Source organism: Nocardia sp. NBC_00881, from assembly GCF_045207455.1.
Classification (GTDB): Bacteria; Actinomycetota; Actinomycetes; order Mycobacteriales; family Mycobacteriaceae; genus Nocardia.
In genome coordinates this window covers 2,203,079-2,220,200 of sequence record NZ_CP108798.1, presented here as the reverse complement: position 1 = coordinate 2,220,200, position 17,122 = coordinate 2,203,079, and the positions used below count along the sequence as shown (strand labels likewise).

Below are 17,122 nucleotides of genomic sequence, written 5' to 3'. Positions count from 1 at the left end.
CTTTTCGAAGAGAGGATTCAGACGAGCCGCTGGGCCGGGGGAAGGGCCGCGAGCGCGATGACAACCTGATCTCGGGTGGGGTAGGAGGCGTGGGTCCCGGGCGACTGCACCGCGACGGCTGCGGCCGCGGTGGCAAAGGCCACGCAGGCGCCGAGGTCGGATCCGTCGGCGAGTGCGGTGGCCAAGGCGCCGACGAAGGCGTCGCCGGCTCCGGTGGAATCCACTGCATTCACCTGTGGTGCGGGTTGATACGTCCCGACAACGGTCGCTGATTCATCGACGCGGCGTGCCCAGACCGAACCGGCGGCGCCCAGCGTGGCAACCACGGAGGGTATCCCGCGCAGGCATAGGGCGCGGGCCTGGTCGAATGCCTCCGCAGATGTCTCCGCCGTCGCCCCGCTGAACGTCGACAGCTCGGATTCGTTGACGATCAGCGGGTCGCAACGGCGCAGTAGTTCATCCGCCAGCGGCACAGCTGGCGCGGCGTTGAGCACGAACCGGCCGGCGCGGCGCGCCGCCCAAGCCACCACCGGCACCGGCACTTCCAGTTGGGCGACAACGACATCCGCTGAACCGAGCAGCCCGTCCTCGGCCAGCGTGCCGAGTTCGGTCTCCAACTCCCAGTGGAAGTTGGCGCCAGGATCTACGACGATCTGGTTCTCGCCGTCGGCGACGGTGATGTAGGCCCTCCCGGTTCGTGCGCCAGGGACCTCGCGCATCGCGGTGAGTCCGATGCCGTATTCGCGCAACGATGTCCGCAGCTCCGGATCCGCATCCTGGCCGACCCTGGCCACGAATTCGACCTGTCCGCCGGCGCGGGCCGCCGCGACGGCCTGATTGGATCCCTTGCCGCCCAAGTTGGTTCGCGACCGGAGTGAAAGCACCGTTTCTCCTGGCCCGGGCAGTCGCTCCACTTCGCACACCACGTCCTGGTTGACCGACCCCAGGACGACGACCTTCACGAGACTCCCTCGGCCGCGGCGACCTCGAGGTTGCCGGGCGCGGCGCCGGTGATCAGCGCGACCAGCCGGTCGCCGTCGACCTCGTCGATTTTATGTGCCGCAACGGATCTGCCGCGGCGCAGCACCACCACGTTGTCGCAGATGCGCATCACCTGCGCCAGGTCGTGGCTGATGATGAGTACCGTGACGCCGCGGTCCCGCAGGCCACGTACGAGCTTCTCTACTGCAGCGGTCTCGCGCACACCCAGTGCGGCTGTCGGCTCGTCCATGATCACCATCGATTTGCCCCAGGCCACTGCCCTGGCGATGGCGATGCTTTGGCGCTGGCCGCCGCTCATCCGGCGCACAGTGGTGCGGACCGAGGGCACGTCGACGTCGAGTTCGCGCAGGATCTCCCCGCTGCGGGTGATCATCGCCTTGCGGTTGACGATGCCGAGCGGATATACCAGTTCCCGGTTGAGGAACAGGTTCTGCCATACGGCCAGGTCATCGATGAGCGCGAGGTCCTGGTAGACGGTCTCGATGCCCATCTTGCGCGCGTCCTCGGGGGAGCGCAGCCGCACTGATTCCCCCTGGAACAGAATCTGCCCCGAATCCGGCGGCTGCACCCCGGTGAGGCAGCGCACCAGCGTGGACTTGCCGGCGCCGTTGTCGCCGACCAGTGCGGTCACCTCGCCTTTCGGAATTGTCATCGTGACTCCGGCCAGCGCGCGGACCGAGTCGAACGACTTGGTGAGGTCACGGGCCTCGAGCAATGGAATCGACATGACGTCGGCCTACTTTCGGAATCGGGAGATCCCGGCGGCCAGCAACAGCACGGCGCCGACGGCGACCGGCTGGTAGTACTGCGAGATGCCGAGAATGGTGAACCCGTTGATCAGCGAGGTGAACAGCACCGCACCGCACACAGTGCCGAGCACCGATGCCTTGCCGCCGCTGAGCGACGAGCCGCCCAGCACGACCGCCGCGATCGAGCTCAACAGGTAGGTGGTCTGCACGGACGGATCGGCGCCGCCGTTGCGGGCGACAAGCATGACGCCTGCGACGCCGCACAGCAGCCCGGCCATCGCGTAGGCGAACAGCCGGATGCGGTCCACCGAGATACCGGTGTCGCGCGCGGCTTCCAGCCGCCCGCCGGTGGCGAGCAGATGGGTGCCGATCCGGGTGTGGAAGATGATGCCGGCTACGGTGAGCGCCGCCACCAGCGCCAGCAGCCAGAACCAGCGCACCGGGCCGATCCCGTCTAGCGCGAGCCGTTGCAGGAAGCGGGAATTCACCGCGACCGTGTTCCCGTGCGTCAGCAGCAGGGTGCAGCCGCTGAGGACGCTCAGCATGCCGAGCGTGACCACGAAATCGGTCATGTGCAGCCGCCCGACCAGCAGGCCGTTGATCACGCCGACCGCAAGGCCACCGAGAATCGCCACGACCATGCCGACCGTCACCGAATGCCCGTGGCTGGTCATGTAGCCGAGCAGGGCGGCCGACCAGGGCAGGTTGGCGCCGACCGACAGATCGATGCCGCCGACGGCGATCGCGAACTGCTGGCCCAGTGCCAACACGGTCAGGATCGTCGAGGCGACCAGCAGATCGCCGATGTTGTCGAGAGTCAGGAAGTTGGGGGTGGCGATGAAGAACGCTACCCACAGCACGACCAGGGCGAGCGGAGCCGCGAATTCGGCGACCTTGGCGAGGATCCCCGTGCGCCCCTCACGCGCACGGGGATCTGCCGATTCGATGTTTGCCCCGGCCGTCACTTGTTCAGCAGTCCTTCCAGCGGGCTGTCGAACGCGACGATCGGGCGCGGGAACGCGGAGATCTGTTGATCGACGTTGTCCTTGCCGATGAAGGCGATCGGCGAGACCACTCGCTCGGGCAGCTTTTTGCCGTGGTGCTGGGCCAGGCAGCCCTGGACCGCGAGTTGGCCTTCGGCATAAGGGTATTGGGTCACCGTGCCATAGAGGGTGCCCGCCTGGACCGCGTTGAGAGCCGCCTGAATGCCATCTACGGAGATCACCTTGATCCGGTCGGTCATACCGGCGTTCTTGATCGCCTGCGCGGCGCCGAGGCCCATGGTGTCGTTGGCGGCGAAGATGCCGGTGATGTCGGGGTGCGCCTTCAGGATCGCCTCGGTGACCTGCAGTCCCTTGTCCTGTTCATAGTCGGCGGGCGCCTTCTGCACGACGTCCAGCTTGCCCGCGACGATGTCGCTGAAGCCCTGGTCGCGATTGATCCCGTTCTGCTCGCCGGCAATACCCTGCAGGATGGCCACCTTGCCGGTGCCGCCGAGCGCTTCCAGCATCTTCTGGCCTGCGATCCGGCCGGCGTCGAGATTGTCCGAACCGATGAAGCCGGCGTAGGACACCCCGGCCTGCTCGGAGGCTTTCGGGTCGATCTGGGTGTCGAGGTTGAGGATCGGGATGTTCTTGCGGGCCACCGCCGTGAGTGGGGTGATCACATTGGTGCTGTTGACGGGGACCACTCCGAAGCAGTCGTAGCCCTGTGCGGCCATGGTGGAGATCTGGGCGTTTTCGCCATCGGCGTCCGTCTCGGACTGACCGGCCTGCACTGTCACCTTGACCCCGAGCTCGGCCCCCTCAGCGAGGGCGCCGTCCCGCAGCGCCGCCCAGTAGGGGTTGGTGAAGTTGCGGGTGACGATTGCGATCTTGAAATCCTCCGAGCTCCCGTCATCGCCACCGCGACCGCAGGCAGCCGCGGCGAGCGCGCCGACGAGGACAAGCGGCGCCATTGCACGCCTGAGTCCAGCATTCATGGTGTGTTCGACCTATCCGTATCCGATTATCAACTCGTGTTGATCAACTCGAGTTGATGAGTAGTCTGTGACCCGAGTCACCAACTGTCAAGAGGCGTGTGCGAAATGCTCGTCCGGGCGGTCGAACAAGGAGAGATCTCGATGGCAGTCACACGAGCCGACGTGGCCCGCTTGGCCGGCACATCCCCTGCCCTGGTGAGCTATGTGCTCAACGGCGGACCGCGGCAGGTCGCGCCCGCGACCAGGGCCCGCATCGAGGCCGCTATCGCCGAACTCGGCTACCGTCCCAATATGTCCGCGCGCAGCCTGCGCATGAACCGCGGGCACGCGCTCGGCATGGTGATCCCCGACGGGGCGAACCCGTTCTTCGCCGAACTGTCCGCGGTCATCGAGGCGGCCGCGTTCGCCAAGGGGTATCCGCTGTTCGTCGGCAATGCCGCCGGGGACGAGGCGCGGGAACGCGCCTACATGCGCACGTTCATCGATCGCCGCGTCGAAGGAATGCTGGCCATCTCCTCCTCGTGGGGGACCGGTATCGCCGACGCGTGTGAGGAGGCCGGCATGGTGCTGGTCGCCTTGGACCGGATCATCGATCCAGCGCGCTGCGCCCACGTTATGTGCGATTCGGTGACCGGCGCACAAGAGGCCGTCGCGCATCTCATCGGGCACGGCCACCGCGACATCGCCTGCCTGAGCGGTCCGCATGTCTCCACCGCGGAGGACCGCGTGCAGGGCTACCGGGACGCGCTGGCTGCCGCCGACTTGCCCGAAGGTCCCATCGTGCGAACCGATTTCGGCGGTGCGGCCGGGTATCGGGGCCTCACCGAGCTCATGACAGGTCCACGCACACCGACCGCCGTGTTCGTCACCAGCGATCTGCAGGCTATGGGCATGCTTCGCGCGGCCTACGACGCCGGGCTGCGGGTGCCCGACGAGCTTGCGGTGATCGGGTTCGACGGCATCGAGTACTCCCGCTACACCCGGCCGGGACTGACCACGATGGTGCAGCCCGCGCGGCGCATCGCCGAAGTGGCGGTGGACCTGCTGCTGGAACAGATCGAGAACCGCTCGCCCCGGCCCGGTGTGGTGAATCTCGCTGCGGAACTGAAGACCCGTGGCTCATGCGGCTGTCCCGACGAGTTCTGAAGGCCCGGGGTCGCAGGCTATGACCGGCAGCGGGTCACGAACGCGGGGCTGACCAGCGAACCGATTCGCTGTGTGCGTTCAACGGAGCGGAGGGAGGGAATGCGACCGGCAGTGCCGTCAAGGCTCGGTGGAAGGGCCCCGGGCGCCAAGTCGGCGTGCCGTTTGCTGGATCCAGCTGCATCTCGGGCAGCGCATCGAGAAGCTGATCGATGGCGTCCTGCGCGATCAGGTAGGCCAAGGATTGCGCAGGGCAGGCGTGCGGGCCGAGGCCCCATGCCAGATGGGAGCGATTGCCCGTCTGGTCCTCTGCCCGGATCGTGGGGTCGTTGTTGCACGCGGCCATGCTGATGACGACCGGTTGATGAGCGGGCAGCCAGACGCCGTCGACGAGAATCGGCTGACGAGGATAGGTGATCAGGAGGTTTGCCAGGGGCGGGTCGTTGAACAAGACCTCGTCCAGTGCGTCGCGGGAGGACAGGTTTCCGCCCAGGACGCTGCCGCCGAACCGATCGTCGGTGAGGATCAGCAGCAAGGTGTTGACGATCAAGTTCAGCAGAAACTCGATCCCCGTGCCGTAGACCTGTGCCACATGGTTGACCAGCTCCATTTCATCCAGTTCGGCTGGATGCTGGAGCAGGTGTGAGGTGATGTCGCTTCGGGGTTCTGCCCGTTTGAGCATTACCAGTTCCAGCAGCGCCTCGTACATCATTCGATTGCCGTTCTCGGCATCGACACCCTCGACGATCGCGGCCGTAGCGGCAGCGACTCGCTGCCCTATCTCCGGCGGGCAGCCGAGCAAGTCATTGACTGCTCCGAACACCAGCGGGAACACGTACTGACGGATCAAATCGGCACCGCCATTCTGGCAGAAGGAGTTGATCAGCGGGATGGCGATCTGCTCCACGGTGCCGTGCAGCGCATACAGATCTACCGCGTCGATGCTCGCGGTGATGGCCTGTCGGTAGCGCGTGAAGTCGGCCCCGGCGCTTCTACTCGCGGTGGGCCGCCACTCCAAAAGCGGAAGGATGGGGCAGTCGGCGGGGACGTTCTTCTGCCAGGCGCGTGGATCGGCAGGAAAGTGCTCTGGATCGTTGAGGATCCGCACTGCGGTACTGTAGCCGATCACCAAGGTGGCCGGCACACCCGCGGCCAGCTCTACCGGCACCAAAGAACCGTATTGCCTTCGCATTTGCCGGTAGGTGCTGTGGGGATCCGCAGCGAATTCCGGCAAATGCAGGGGCACCCGCGGGTCGTCGGAATCGATCGGTGAGCCGTGGAATACCGGGCAGGATCGGGCCTGTGTTCGGGACAGCGGCGTACTCAAGGATGGAACTCCATACTGTTCGTGGACACTGCGGTGGTAGGGCACGGATTCCGTGCCGATTCGTTGCTCCGGAGAGCGCGTTACCTGAGTTCCGGCCGGAACCGGTCGATGGTACAGCGCCGGCTACGGTGGCGAACGCCCACTGCGCGACAAGGTGTTTCGACTGTCATAGCCGACATCAGCGCCGACCGGTGCGTGGTGATCGCTTTGGCCGCCCGGGCGACTGCGCGGTGCGTATTCACTTCATATATTTGCCGCGCGGCGTTTGACACCCCACTGTGTTTCACCTAAGTTTCAAACTGACATCAGTTCAGTTTAGGCGAGTGGATGCGCTGCTTCTTCTTATTGGTGTTCCTGGTGGCGCTCGCCTACCTGGTGGTACTGCCGATGATCCGCGGGCCCCGGGTCGGCACAATCACCGACAAAGAAAGGCCGCACTATGGCATCGGTCCTGTCCAGACTCCAAGGCAAGGTCGTGCTGGTGACCGGCTCGACCGGCGGGATCGGCGTAGGGATCGTGCGCAGGCTTGCGGATGAAGGGGCGTCGGTGGTCGTGACCGATCTCGACGCGACCGCATGCGCTCGACTGGTAACAGCGTCGGCCCATCCCGAACGGCATCTCGCGCTGGGGCTGGACATCACTCAGGAGAATCAGTGGCGCGATGTCGTCGCCGGTGTCCGCGAGCGTTTCGCCGGTCTGGACGGCCTCGTCAACAACGGCGCCATCGGCAGCCTGGCCTCGGTCGTGGATGAGGATCTCGACCGGTACAACCGGGTGATCGAGGTGAGTCAGACCGGCACGTGGTTGGGGATGAAACACGCGGGCGCGCTGATCGAGCAGAGCGGGGGAGGTGCCGTAGTCAATCTGTGCTCGATCCTCGGCACCGTCGGCGGGCTCGGCAACAGCCTTGCCTACGCCGCGGCCAAGGGCGCGGTCCGCACCATGACCAAGAATGCCGCCCTGCATTGGGCGACGAAAGGCGTTCGGGTCAACTCCATCCATCCCGGATTCATCGAGACCGAGCAGCTGCTGGAGCGGTACGGCGGCAGCGAACGACACAAGGCGATGCTCACGAAGACACCGATGGGTCGGCTCGGCCGCAGCGAGGAGGTCGCGGCGGCGGTCGCGTTCCTTGCGGGGGACGACTCGACCTTCGTCACCGGCACCGAACTCTATGTGGACGGCGGCTGGACTTGCGCCTGAGACAGTCCGTCGACGGCAGGAAGCGACGTCTTCTTCAGCGCGCGATGGAGAAGACGTCCACGCTGTCGTTGTCCTTTACCGTCAGTACGTTCCGTACGACCAAGACGTCGAGATGTGCCATGGTTTCGCAGGTGGCCACCATCTGATTGAAGGTGTCCAGCGTCGTGAACCGGCGTTCGCGCCGGGTCCAGGTCAGCGCCGTGGCGACCGCGAGTCCGGTGCATGGCTCCAGATCCGCGACTACGGCGAGGATCTGGGCGAATCGGCGGTCGTGATGGGCAAGCAGATCACGCGCCCGCCGCCCGACGCTGCCGCCGACCGGTCCGTGTGCGGGCAGCATCGTCTGGTCGTCGTCATCGCGCAGCATCGTCAGCGACCGAAGAAAGTTGTCCAGCGGCAGGTCCCACGAGCCCAGTTCGAATCCGATCGACGGGGTGATCGTGGGCAGCAGGTGGTCGCCGGTGAAGATCAACCGTCGTCGACGATCGTGGAAGACCATATGGCCCTTGGTGTGTCCGGGTGTCGCGAGAACTCGCAGATCGTATCCGGCGAGTGAAACCGAACCCGGGCGCAACCAGTGATCGGGCTTCTCCCAGTCTCGCGGGTCGAAGGGCTCGTCGACGCTGTCGGCGTAGGCGCGCGCGGCGATATCGGCCGCGTCGGCGCGTCGCAGTTCACGCAGCGAACTCTCCGGCACGCTACTGGCCAGCAGTCGGATCGCGTCGAGGCCCGGCGATTCGTCGACGCCGAGATGGATGCGACAGCCGTGCCTGCGGCGCAGCTCGACGGCGAAGGTGTAGTGGTCACGGTGGATATGGGTGACGAACACGTCGTGGATCTCGTCGGGGGAGCGGCCGATCCGCGCGAGTGCGGCGGAGAGTTCGCGGTAGGTGTCCGGGCGGTGCCATCCCCCATCGACGAGCGCGAGACCGTCGTCGGTCTCCAGAACGTAGACGTTGACCGCGCGCAGGCCGTCCTGCGGTAGTCGCAGCGGGATGCGGTGGATGCCTTCGGCGATCGGAAAGCAGCCGGGTTCGGCCCAGTGGGCGCTCATTCGGTGGAACCGGCGAGCGGCACCATAGTCTGCTCCTCTCCGAACCAGATCATGCGCCGCCCGCCCATCGCGCCGACATTCCGGACCGCGGCCTTCCATTCCGGGCTGGCCAGGGCGGCGTCGAGCGCGGCACGGGATTCGAAACTCAATATCGACAGCCCGTCCCAGCCTGCGGACTTCTCGTCGGCCGAATCGAGCAGTTCGGTGTGTTGCCAGCGCAGTAGTCCCGGCAGTGGATAGGTCACTTCGGCGTGTTCACCGCGCCACCACTCGATGAACTGGTCGTGCGACCAATCGCTGGGGCGGGATGCCAGAACGAGGAGGTTGTACATCACTGCTCCTAACTGAATTCTGTTCGGTTTACGGGTCGACGCGGAATCCGGATCCGCGCCCAGGCGGCGCCTACTTCCGAACCATCCGAACAGCCGCGTCGGTGACGGTTTCGGTGATCTGAGCCAGGGTGAGGTCACCGTCGGGCCGGTACCAACGCCATACGCTGATGACCACGCCGAGCACCAGCCGCCCAAGAATGCGTGGGTCCCCGCTGGCGAAAACCCCGGTGTCGATTCCCCGGGCGATCAGCTCGGTCCAATTCTGCTCGATCTTCTGTACCAGTTCCCGGGACCGCAGGCGCTCGGCCTCTTCCTTCGCCGACTGGCGCGGCGCCGCCAGCAGATCCATATGGTTCTGCAGAATTCGTCGCTGGAGGGCATCGGTCGGTGCGGCGCGCAATGCGGCGGCCACCGCGGCCCGCAGGGCTTGTTCGGGCTCCGTTTCGTCCTCGATCGCGGTGAGGAAACGGTCGACGGAATCGGCCAATTCGAGTCGCATGATCGTCAGGAGGCAGTGGGCCTTCGACTCGAAATAGTGGTACAGAGCGGTCTGGCCGATTCCGACCTCGTCGGCGATCGACGCCCATTTGGTGTGCTCGTAACCGACTCGTCCGAATTGCTCGATGGCCGCGGCGAGGATATTGCCGCGCTTCGAGCGCGAACTTTCCCGGCGTACTCCGGCGTCAACGGTCATGAGCGCAATACCCCCGGTCGAGTGTGTGGATGCTTCAACACTACCGCACCTGAGGTGAACTCGGGTCAGCTGCGGCGAGCTTAGATGCCAGGCGGACTGCCTCCAGCCGGGACAATTTGCCGACGCGGTTCTGCGGCAGATCCGCGACTGTGAACAAATACTCGGGCCATTTGAACTTGGGAAAGTCCGCCGCCGCGAGCTGTTCGGTCACGTCGTCCAGTGCCAGCGGTGCACCGTCGGTGACCACCAGCGCGGCCGCGCGCTCACCGAGTAGATCGTCGGGCACCGGGACGACGCACACCTGCACCACACCGGGCAGGCCCGCGATAGCCGCCTCCACTTCGTTGATATCTATATTGCGTCCGCCGCGGATGATGATCTGCTTCTGCCGTCCCGTCACCCGGATCGAGCCGTCGACCGCGACCTCGACCGAGTCACCCGTGGCAAGAAAGCCGTCCGCCGTGAGCTCCGGCGGCACCGGGGCGCCGCCGCGCGCGTAGCCGACGAACAGCGACGGTCCCTTGACCTGGGCATCGCCGATCTCGTCGGCAGGCAGCGCATTGCCCGCGGCGTCGACCGCCCGCACCACCGTTCCCGCGAACGGGCGCCCGTCCCTGCCGAGCCGGATCGCCGGCGGATCGTCCAACCGCGGGGTGGTGTGGCCGAGACATTCCGACATGCCGAACACCCGTAGGAAGGTGGTACCGAGCTTGTGCTCGGCCTCGGCCAGCGACCGCCGGTTCATCGGGCCACCACCCACGGTCATCGCGCGCAGCGTCGACAATCCGCCCGCACTGTCCTCGACGACCGACAGCTGCAGCGCCATGGTCGGAACCAGCATTGTCCAGGCCACCTCGTCGGCTGCCATAGCGGCCAACGCGCCTCCGGGTGACCATTTGCCGATCGCGACCATTCTGCCGCCCAAATATGTCGGCAAATACATGCCGAAACAGAACGCCGCCACTGACGACAGGGGTACGAACGCTCCCACAGCGTCACCAGTTCGCAGACCGACGGCCTCGATCGTGCTGCGGCAGGCGTAGCGGATGGCTTCCTCGGACTGCACCACGCATTTCGGCCGACCGGTGGAACCCGAGGTCATGGCGATGGCGGTACCACCACGCCAGCGATCCACCGGACCGAACGGCCCGGACCGGGCACGCAACAGATGGTCGCCGAACGCGGGCTCGCTGAGCGGGAAGTCGCCGTCCGGAACTTCCCAGCGGCACAGCGCCTCGGGTTCGGCGACCACCAGATCGGGATCGATATCCTCGACGACCAGCCGGAACTCGGACTCGGTGGCGTGCGGGCTGAACACCGCGACCACGCCACCGCGCAGGCCGACCGCGACAGCGGCCGCGAGGGTGTGCCAGGTGTTGTCCGCTTGCACCAGCACCGTGGGGCCGTGCCGATCGAGGCCGGCTATGCGTTCGGCCAGTATGCGCGCCGCCGCCATTATCTCGTCCACGGTGTGCCTGCCGAGTTCGTCGACGACCGCGATCTCCTCCGGTGAGCGCCGCGCCCGTTCGAGCATTTCCTTCGCCAGTGCCTTCATCATCTGTTCCTTGTGCCGCCGTGCTCTCTGGTTTACTCGCCGCTGGTTTCCGCGGGCACTCAGCCGGTCAAAAGTGGGGGAACCAGGACCGCACGACCCGTGATGGCGCCGGCCCGAAGTCGGCGGTAAACCTCGATCGCGTCGGTGAGCGGGTATGTCGCCGCCGTCATGTGCAGCGCGCCACGTCGCGCCAGGTCGACCACAGCCATCAGATCGGAGCGCGGCCCCCAGAACGGTGCCGTGACACGCCAGCCGGCGGCGAGACCGACGTTCTTGCCGACTTCGAGGCGGCCGCCCGCGCTCCCCACCACCGCCAGCCGGCCGCCCGGTGCGAGAGCGGCCGCCGCCGATGCGGTGGTCTCGGGTGAACCGACGAAATCGAAGACCAGATCGGCGCCGTCCTCCATGGTCGAGCGTGCGGAGCCGAGGTTGGCGAGCGCCGTGTCGGCGCCGAGCCGCCGCGCCATGTCCAGGGCATCCGAGCGAGGGTCGACGGCTACGATTCGGCCGACACCCAGATCACGCAGTACCTGTATCGCGAGATGGCCGAGGCCGCCGATGCCGATCACGAGGCAGATCGCGCCTTCATCGATCAGGTCGAGGTGCTCGCGCACGGCGTGGTAGGCGGTCAAACCCGCGTCGGCGAGCGGAGCACACGCAACGGGGTTGACGCCACCGGCTGGGACTACGAACCGCCACGAGGGAACGATCATCGCTTGGGCCAGGCCGCCGTGGTGTCCCAGGCCGTTGCCGATCGGCGCCAACCGTCCGTCGGGTCTCGGCCGCAGCCGCAGGCAGTAGTTCTCGCGGCCGCGGGCACAGTTGCGGCAGGAGCCGCATCCCCAGACGCCGTGCACCACGACCGCTTCATCGAGCAAGGCGCTGTCCGCGTCGGGACCGACCTCGACGACGGTCCCGGCGACCTCGTGGCCGAGGGTGAGCGGCAGCGGGTAGTCGAAGCTCCCGGCTGGGGCATCCATGACGTGCAGATCGGAACGGCACAATCCCGCGGCAGTGACCTGCAACAGAAGCTCCTCGCCGCGTGGCCGGGGAACGGGGATGTCCCGCAGCACCGGCTCGGCGCCCCACGTGGTCAGCTGGACGGCCAACATCAGCGCGCGGTCCAGCCACCGTCGACGACGAGCGTCTGCCCGGTCATATACGACGATGCGTCCGAGGCCAGGAACAGCACAGCGCCGTCGATTTCCCCGGTCACGCCGCCGCGACCGAGCATCGTGTTACGGCGCACCCACCCGGCCGACTTCTCGTTGCTGAACAGGCCGTCGGTCATCTCGGTATCGAACCAGCCCGGTACGACGGCGTTTACGCGGATGCCCCGCCGGCCCCACTGTCCGGCGAGTTCTCGGGTGAGGCCGAGCGTTCCCGCCTTGGAGGCGGCGTAACTCGCGCCGCCGATCGGCGCTGTCGACACCAGGCCGATGACGGACGAGATATTGATATAGGACGCCCGTTCCCCGTCCGGCAGCCGAGCCGTCGCATAGGTGGCCAGGTGGAAGCCGGCGAGCAGATTCACCTCGAGAATGGAGGCGAACCCGTCGGCCGTTTCCTCCTCGGCGTTCGGCGGCCCGGGCTTACCCGCATTGTTCACCAGGACGTCCAGGCGACCGGACTGCTCGTAGCACCGATCGACCAGAGCCCGCCGGTCCTCGTCTCTGGTTACGTCGCAGCGCACCGGAACGATCCGCGGCTCGTTGTCGGCTAGTGCCTCCAACCGGTCCAGCCTGCGCGCCGCGGCGTAGACGGTGGCGCCCGCGCCGGCGAGCACGGTGGCGAAGCCGAGCCCGAGGCCCGAAGACGCGCCTGTGACGACGGCGACTTGTCCCCCCATCCCGAACAGCCTGCTCAGTGTTTCGGTATCCGAGCCAGTCATCTCGACAGCCACCTCAATACACCGCGGTCCGGCCGCCGTCGACGGGGATGATCGCGCCCGTGGTGTACCCGGCGGCGTCGCTCGCCAGGTGCGTGACAAGTCCTGCGATCTCGGCGGGCCTGCCCAGCCTTCCCGCGGGCAGGCGATCAACGATCTTGCCGACGAACTCGTCGTCCCAGTGCTCGGACATATCCGTTGCGAATCCGCCGGGCATGACACAGTTCACCCGGACCGTCGGCGCGTACTCCTGCGCGAAGGCCATGGTCAACGCGTTGAGTCCGTTCTTGGCGGCCGCGTACATCGCCTCGGGCGGACTCGGACGGACCGCGCCGATGCTGGAGATGTTGATGATCGATCCACCGCCCGCGGCAGCCATCCGCGCACCTGCGACCGCCATCAGCCGGAACGGGCCCTTCAGGTTGACCTCTATGGTCTTGTCCCATAATCCCTCGGTGACCGACGCGAGATTCTCCGCGAGCGGCGCGATGCCGGCATTGTTGACCACGACGTCGAGGCGTCCGAACTCCGCGATGACGCGGTCGACGGCGGGCTCGATGGAGTCCCAATTGCCGACGTGTAGTTCCAGCGGATGGGCACTGCCCGGCCTGCAGTCGTCGAGCGATGTCACCGCCTGCTCGCAGGCCACCAGCTTGCGGCTGGAGACGATCACCGTGCTGCCCGCGTCGCACAACCCGCGCGCGATCGCCAAGCCGAGTCCGCGGCTGGCCCCGGTGACCAAAGCGACCTTCCCGGTCAGATCCGTTGTGCTCATCGGTATTTCTTCACCTCGAGACGTGCGATGGTGCGCAGGTGTACTTCGTTGGGGCCGTCCGCGATCTGCAATGCCCGGGTGATGGCATGCATGCGCGCCAGCACCGTGTCGTCGCTCACGCCAGCGGCACCGAAGGTCTGTACGGCCCGATCCACCACGGTGTGTGCCACCTCCATGGCCGCCACCTTGATGGCCGCGACCTCCGAACGGGCCGCGGCATTGCCCTTGGTGTCCATCAGCCAGGACGCCTGCAGGACCGACAGCCGGATCTGATCGATCGCTATGCGGCCGCGCGCGATCCATTCGCGTACCACGCCGCGATCGGCGAGCGGACCGCCGAACGCGGTGCGTTCCAGCGATCGGCGGCACATCAGCTCCAGGGCTCTTTCGGCCATGCCGATGGCGCGCATCGCGTAGTGCATTCGGCCCGGCCCCAGCCTGCCCTGAGCGATGGCGAAGCCGTCGCCCTCGGCGCCGAGCATGTTCTCTGCGGGTACCCGGACATCGGTGAACTGGACCTCGCCGTGGCCGAGGCGGTCACGAAAGCCGAACATGGGCAGGTCGCGCAGCACTTCGATACCGGGCGCGTCGGTGGGTACCAAGATCATGCTCTGCTGGCGATAGGTCTTGGCCTCGGGATCGGACTTGCCCATGAAGATGATGAGCTCGCAATCCGGGTCGAGTATGCCGGAGATGTACCACTTGCGGCCATTGAGAATGTACTCGTCGCCGTCACGGCGGATGGTGGAGGCGATGTTGGTGGCGTCGGAGCTGGCGACTGCTGGTTCGGTCATCGCGAAGGCTGAGCGAATACTGCAGTCCAGCAACGGTTTCAGCCAATGCCGCTTTTGCTGTTCGGTCCCGTACATGGCGAGGATCTCCATATTGCCGGTGTCGGGGGCCGAACAGTTGATCGCCTCGTTGCCGATGACGGACCGGCCGACCACTTCGGCCAGCGGTGCGTACTCGAGGTTGGTGAGTCCGGCGCCGAGGTCGTCGTGGGTCATGAACAGATTCCACAGCCCCATCTCCCTGGCCTCAGCCTGCAGTTCCCGCATGATCTGCGGTTGCTCGTGGGGATTTTCGTTGGCGGCGACCTGCTCGTCGTATATCCGCTCGGCGGGGTAGACGTAGCTGTCCATGAAGTATTCGAGCTTGTCGAGCAGGTCCTCCGTGCGGGCGGAGTAGGAGAAATCCACGGTGCGGCTCCTGAGCTGGGGGAGTGGACGTCAACCGGCGAGTAGCGCGGTTCCGGTCTCGATGAGGCGGTTGATGGTGGCGGGGAGCTTCTCCTGGTCCGGGTCGTAGTGCCTGCCTTCCCGGTGCCGCCGCAGGTTGTGGCCCATGATCGCGGCCATCTTGAGTCGGCCCAGCGCGTCGAACCAGGACAGCTCCGTCAGAGCCGGCCCGCCGTTGCGGTACAGGTCCACCAGTTCTGGCGCACCAGGCAAACCTGGGACTTCCCGGCCCACGCCGGGAAAGTTGCTGCCGTCGGCGAAGACGAGGAACCACCCCAGCTCGACCCGCGGATCGCCCGCGCTCCAGATCTCCCAGTCGATCAGGGCGACCGGTTCGATGCCGTCGGAGATGATGTTGCCGAGCCGGTAGTCGCCGTGCACCAGTGTCGGTGTCACCGGTTCGGGGATGCGTCGTCCGAGCAGACCGAGCAGCCCGTCGCCGCCGGCGACCAAGTCGGCGGGAACCGCGCCGAGCGTGCGTGCCCAGCGGGCTAGTTCGTCGGCCGGGGTGAGAGGTGTCTCGACGCCGGGGACGGTGACCGGGTCGACGGCGTGCAGCCGGGGCAGCACCGCGGCGGCGCGTCGCATCCGGGCCGCCGCCAGCCCAGGCTCGACGGCAGGATCGTCCAGCACCGGCTCGAGCGATTCGCCGACCACGAATTCCATAGCGAACCAAGCAGGTTCACGATCATCGACCGCGACGATGCGCGGCACCGGGACCGAGGTTCCGGCCAGCGCCTGCATGACGCGGGCTTGGCGCAGCATATCGTGACGGCCGATGGGCTTACGCCCCTCGGGCACCGCCTTGATCACGTACGATCCGCCGGACGCGGCAACCCGATAGGTCAGCCCGGAGTGGCCGCCGGACAACGGTTCGAACGTCGTGACCGCGACGTCGAGGTCGGCGCGCAGCCGGTCCCGGACTCGATCTTCCACCGTTGTGCTCATCATCGGCGCGGCTCCTTGGGCAGGCCGAGCACTCGTTCGGCGATGATGTTGTGCTGGATCTCGTCGGTGCCGCCGGCGATCCGGTAGCCGGGCGCCCCGAGAACGTGCTCGGTCCACGCGAAGGTGCCCCACCTACCGGAATCCGTAGTCAGGTCGCGTCCGAGCAACAGCCGCGCCACCTCGGAAGTCCGGGCCATGGTGTCGGTGGCCAGCAGCTTCCCGATCGACGCCTCGGGCCCAGGGGCTTGGCCCGCGAGCATGGCCGCGGCGACCCGCATGGCGGCGACCCGTTGCAGATAGCTGCGGGTGACCAGATCGGCGACCCGGTCTCGCTCGAGCTCAGTCAGGTCACGCCCTAGATGCCGCGCCAAGATGACTGCGTGATCGGCGTTCGCGAGGCCGAGGTTCGCGCTGTCGAGGCGTTCGGCGGCCAGCACCGTGAGCGCGACCGGCCAGCCCTTGCCGACCGGTCCGAGGCGGTGGTCGTCGTGGACCTGGACACCGTCGAGATAGACCTCGTTGAACGAACTTCCGCCGGTCATCTGCCGGATCGGCCGGATCGTGACCCCCGGTGCGTCCATCGGAACAAGGAACACGCTCAGGCCCGCGTGTTTGGCCGCGGACGGGTCGGTGCGGCATACCGCGACACCGATATCGGCGACTCGTGCCCCCGAGGTCCACACCTTGTGACCGTCGATCGTCCAGGTTCCGTCGGTGTTCTGGATCGCGCGGGTGCGAACCGCCGCCAGATCGGATCCGGCCTCGGTTTCGGAGAAGAGCTGGCAGGCGATGATATCGGTCCGCAGCATCGCGCGGACATAGCGTGCCTTCTGCTCGACGGTACCCCACTGCTCGATGGCGGGAGCGACCAATTGCTGTGTCACCGAGAACATCTCGGTCCGTCTCGGCACCTCGAACTCGTCTTCTGCCCGGCGGAAGGCGAGGACATACGACAGGGGCAGCTCGCGGCCGCCGTAGTTCGTCGGCCAGTCCAGGGGTCCCCACCCGGCGTCGAACTTGGACCGTTCGTACGCGCGGATCCGGTCGGTGTGGACGCGTTCTTCCTCAGCGGTCCAGTTCTCGAAGACAGCGACCGAATCCGGTCCGTCGCCCCAGGCGGATGCGGTGCGTGGCGCGGCCACGCCACGCAGCCATGCGCGGGCCTCCCCGGTGAACCGGGCGAGGTCGGGAAGAGTGCGTGCGGTCACTGTGTCACCTCGGATAGACATGCT

General features: G+C 66.7%; 17 protein-coding genes. 2 read left to right on the top strand and 15 right to left on the bottom strand.

Annotation, left to right across the window (positions count from 1 at the left end):
• Positions 1-17: 17 nt before the first annotated feature.
• From OH799_RS08555 to OH799_RS08540, 4 genes are read right to left on the bottom strand one after another with little or no spacing between them, the layout of a single operon-like run.
• Complete coding sequence (locus OH799_RS08555) at positions 18-962, bottom strand: ribokinase (protein ID WP_406277550.1); 945 nt, start codon at positions 960-962, stop codon at positions 18-20.
• Positions 959-1,729 carry an ATP-binding cassette domain-containing protein gene (locus tag OH799_RS08550; RefSeq protein ID WP_406277546.1) on the bottom strand — a complete coding sequence of 257 codons (771 nt, stop codon included), beginning with the start codon at positions 1,727-1,729 and terminating at the stop codon, positions 959-961. The genes OH799_RS08555 and OH799_RS08550 overlap by 4 nt, the downstream gene beginning before the upstream one ends.
• Before the next feature lie 9 nt (positions 1,730-1,738).
• A complete protein-coding gene (locus OH799_RS08545; protein ID WP_406277543.1) occupies positions 1,739-2,716 on the bottom strand; it encodes an ABC transporter permease in 978 nt (325 codons plus the stop codon).
• The gene (locus tag OH799_RS08540) at positions 2,713-3,708 is read right to left on the bottom strand and encodes a substrate-binding domain-containing protein (protein WP_406277540.1); all 996 of its coding nucleotides are present in this window, start codon (positions 3,706-3,708) and stop codon (positions 2,713-2,715) included. Before OH799_RS08540 ends, OH799_RS08545 begins: the two co-directional genes overlap by 4 nt.
• A 165-nt stretch (positions 3,709-3,873) precedes the next feature.
• Here OH799_RS08540 and OH799_RS08535 point away from each other — a divergent pair, with 165 nt between their 5' ends.
• Complete coding sequence (locus OH799_RS08535) at positions 3,874-4,878, top strand: LacI family DNA-binding transcriptional regulator (RefSeq protein WP_406277536.1); 1,005 nt, start codon at positions 3,874-3,876, stop codon at positions 4,876-4,878.
• 34 nt (positions 4,879-4,912) lie between these two features.
• On the opposite strand, the gene OH799_RS08530 is transcribed toward OH799_RS08535, so the two are convergent.
• Positions 4,913-6,202 carry a cytochrome P450 gene (locus OH799_RS08530; RefSeq protein ID WP_406277533.1) on the bottom strand — a complete coding sequence of 430 codons (1,290 nt, stop codon included), beginning with the start codon at positions 6,200-6,202 and terminating at the stop codon, positions 4,913-4,915.
• A 439-nt stretch (positions 6,203-6,641) separates the two neighbouring features.
• Between OH799_RS08530 and OH799_RS08525 the strand changes: the two genes are divergently transcribed.
• On the top strand, positions 6,642-7,406 hold the full coding sequence (locus OH799_RS08525; protein WP_406277530.1) for an SDR family NAD(P)-dependent oxidoreductase: 765 nt from the start codon (positions 6,642-6,644) through the stop codon (positions 7,404-7,406).
• 34 nt (positions 7,407-7,440) lie between these two features.
• Here the strand turns inward: OH799_RS08525 and OH799_RS08520 are convergent, their stop codons facing one another.
• The 10 genes from OH799_RS08520 to OH799_RS08475 all read right to left on the bottom strand — a co-directional run bounded on the left by OH799_RS08520 (position 7,441) and on the right by OH799_RS08475 (position 17,119).
• A complete protein-coding gene (locus OH799_RS08520; RefSeq protein WP_406277527.1) occupies positions 7,441-8,460 on the bottom strand; it encodes an MBL fold metallo-hydrolase in 1,020 nt (339 codons plus the stop codon).
• A complete protein-coding gene (locus OH799_RS08515; protein ID WP_406277524.1) occupies positions 8,457-8,792 on the bottom strand; it encodes an EthD domain-containing protein in 336 nt (111 codons plus the stop codon). Before OH799_RS08515 ends, OH799_RS08520 begins: the two co-directional genes overlap by 4 nt.
• Before the next feature lie 70 nt (positions 8,793-8,862).
• Positions 8,863-9,486: a TetR/AcrR family transcriptional regulator gene (locus OH799_RS08510; RefSeq protein ID WP_406277521.1), complete on the bottom strand. Its 624-nt coding sequence runs from the start codon at positions 9,484-9,486 to the stop codon at positions 8,863-8,865.
• A gap of 40 nt (positions 9,487-9,526) precedes the next feature.
• Entirely contained in the window at positions 9,527-11,041 is a 1,515-nt protein-coding gene (locus OH799_RS08505) for a class I adenylate-forming enzyme family protein (protein ID WP_406281925.1), read from the bottom strand.
• Between the two features lie 59 nt (positions 11,042-11,100).
• Positions 11,101-12,153 carry an NAD(P)-dependent alcohol dehydrogenase gene (locus OH799_RS08500; RefSeq protein ID WP_406277518.1) on the bottom strand — a complete coding sequence of 351 codons (1,053 nt, stop codon included), beginning with the start codon at positions 12,151-12,153 and terminating at the stop codon, positions 11,101-11,103.
• Positions 12,153-12,932, bottom strand: coding sequence for an SDR family NAD(P)-dependent oxidoreductase (locus OH799_RS08495; protein ID WP_406277515.1), 780 nt, complete (start codon positions 12,930-12,932; stop codon positions 12,153-12,155). Before OH799_RS08495 ends, OH799_RS08500 begins: the two co-directional genes overlap by 1 nt.
• A gap of 13 nt (positions 12,933-12,945) precedes the next feature.
• Positions 12,946-13,704 carry an SDR family NAD(P)-dependent oxidoreductase gene (locus OH799_RS08490; RefSeq protein WP_406277512.1) on the bottom strand — a complete coding sequence of 253 codons (759 nt, stop codon included), beginning with the start codon at positions 13,702-13,704 and terminating at the stop codon, positions 12,946-12,948.
• Positions 13,701-14,903, bottom strand: a complete 1,203-nt coding sequence (locus OH799_RS08485; RefSeq protein ID WP_406277509.1) for an acyl-CoA dehydrogenase family protein — start codon at positions 14,901-14,903, stop codon at positions 13,701-13,703. Before OH799_RS08485 ends, OH799_RS08490 begins: the two co-directional genes overlap by 4 nt.
• 30 nt (positions 14,904-14,933) lie before the next feature.
• Positions 14,934-15,890 (bottom strand): phosphotransferase family protein, encoded by a 957-nt coding sequence (locus OH799_RS08480; protein ID WP_406281922.1) that lies wholly within the window; start codon positions 15,888-15,890, stop codon positions 14,934-14,936.
• The gene (locus OH799_RS08475; RefSeq protein ID WP_406277506.1) at positions 15,890-17,119 is read right to left on the bottom strand and encodes an acyl-CoA dehydrogenase family protein; all 1,230 of its coding nucleotides are present in this window, start codon (positions 17,117-17,119) and stop codon (positions 15,890-15,892) included. Before OH799_RS08475 ends, OH799_RS08480 begins: the two co-directional genes overlap by 1 nt.
• Positions 17,120-17,122 lie beyond the last annotated feature (3 nt).